The organism is Parvibaculum sp. (genome assembly GCF_035511255.1).
GTDB lineage: Bacteria > Pseudomonadota > Alphaproteobacteria > Parvibaculales > Parvibaculaceae > Parvibaculum.
In genome coordinates, this window is record NZ_DATKFR010000494.1 from 1 (window position 1) to 1554 (window position 1554).

A 1554-nucleotide genomic window follows, 5' to 3' on the forward strand; every position below is an offset into this window, starting at 1 on the left:
ATGGCGTCGGCCATCTGCGCGGCTATGCGCTGATGGACGACGAGCGCCTGGCTGAAAGCATTGCGGCGGGGCGCGTCTCGACGGCGGATCTTCTCGGCGAAGGGCATCTCGCGATGACGATCGACCAGGGCGCCGACATGGAGCGCTACCAGGGCATTGTCGAGCTGGGCACGGGCGGGCTTTCGGCCGCCGCACATGAATATTTTGCAAGCTCCGAACAGGTCGCGACGCGTATCCGTCTCGCCGCCGGACCGCTCTTCCAGCGCGAGGCGGACGGCCATGCGGGTACGACCTGGCGCGCCGGCGCGATCATGATCCAGCACATCGCCCGCGACGGCGGCCTGACCGGCCACCGCGAAGCGGAAGACGCCAAGCCGCCGACCGACGAGGAGGAGAACTGGAACCGCGCCTCGATCCTGCTCGGCACGGTCGAGGATCACGAATTGCTCGATCCGGCGCTCGCTTCGACGCGGCTTCTCTATCGCCTCTTCCATGAGGACGGCGTGCGCGTCTACGATCCCTCGGATGTCGCTTTCGGTTGCCATTGCTCGCGCGAGCGGATGGGATCGGTCATCCGGTCTTTCGGCGTCGAGGAGATCGACGATATGGCGGAAGACGGCGTCATCGAGGCGACCTGTGAATTCTGCAGCGAAGTCTATCTCTTCGCCGCGGACGAGTTGAAAGAGGGATTGGAATGAGCCTGCTGTTGTCCTCGCGCCATTTCGCCGCTGCGGCGCTCGTCGCCTGCGCCGCTCTTCTCGGCGCTTGCGCGAGCGAACCGCCGCCGGCGCCGAAGCCCGAGATCGGTTTCGTTGGGCGTCCGATCAAGCTCAACGTCGCCTCGATCGCGCTCGACGAGCGCTACAACCCGCCGGGCCGTGCGCCCAATGTCGAGCAGCTTCATTCGCTGACGCCCACGGGCATTGCGCGGCGCTGGGCCGACACGCGCCTCGTCGCGGTGGGCTCGCGCGGCATCGCGACGCTGACCGTTCTCGACGGCAGCGTCATCGAGGAGCGCTTGCCGACCAAGGGCGGCGTCGAAGGCTTCTTCGGCGATCAGGTGGATACCAAGCTGACGGCGACGCTGAAGGCCAAGCTCGTCGTGTCGATCCAGGGCGACAAGCCGGGCGACTACGCTTCCTATACGGCGAGCGTCGTCTCGACGGGAACGCAGACGATCCTGCAAAGCGCGACGCTCAACGAGCGCGACAAGGCCTATTTCGATCTGATGCAGTCGATCGCGCAGAAATTCGACACGACGCTGAGTGCGGAGATTGCTCGTGCCATGGCGCCGGTCATCCAGCCCTGAGCCACATCCATTCCCGGCGTCACAGCCGGGCGAAGATGTCCCGCAGGATGTCGGGCGCAGACCCGTTCCGAGACTCCGGCAGGGCTTGTCCCTCGGTGAGGGCAAGGACCAGAGGCGTCCATGTCCGCGGCGCGTCTCCCTGGAACAGCGCCCGCGAGGGCCGGCCGTCGATCGATATCCGCTCGATGGTGTCGCCCGATGGGTCGCTGCAATTTTCCGCCGGCGAGGTGACCAGATATTCGCGG

3 protein-coding genes are annotated in these 1554 nt (G+C 66.2%); 2 read left to right on the top strand and 1 reads right to left on the bottom strand.

What is annotated here, in order from left to right:
• Together VMR03_RS18385 and VMR03_RS18390 are read left to right on the top strand one after the other, a co-directional pair.
• A partial coding sequence (locus VMR03_RS18385) for an Hsp33 family molecular chaperone HslO (RefSeq protein ID WP_325407831.1) occupies positions 1–698 on the top strand: 698 nt, incomplete at its 5' end.
• Positions 695–1309 (top strand): hypothetical protein, encoded by a 615-nt coding sequence (locus tag VMR03_RS18390; protein ID WP_325407833.1) that lies wholly within the window; start codon positions 695–697, stop codon positions 1307–1309. The genes VMR03_RS18385 and VMR03_RS18390, both read left to right, overlap by 4 nt.
• A 19-nt stretch (positions 1310–1328) precedes the next feature.
• Here VMR03_RS18390 and VMR03_RS18395 read toward each other — a convergent pair.
• On the bottom strand, positions 1329–1554 hold a 226-nt coding region (locus tag VMR03_RS18395; RefSeq protein ID WP_325407835.1), incomplete at its 5' end, for a hypothetical protein.

Excerpts from the sequence above, each read along its gene's own strand:
- VMR03_RS18390 (WP_325407833.1), top strand. The coding sequence starts at position 695 with ATGAGCCTGCTGTTGTCCTCGCGCCATTTCGCCGCTGCGGCGCTCGTC.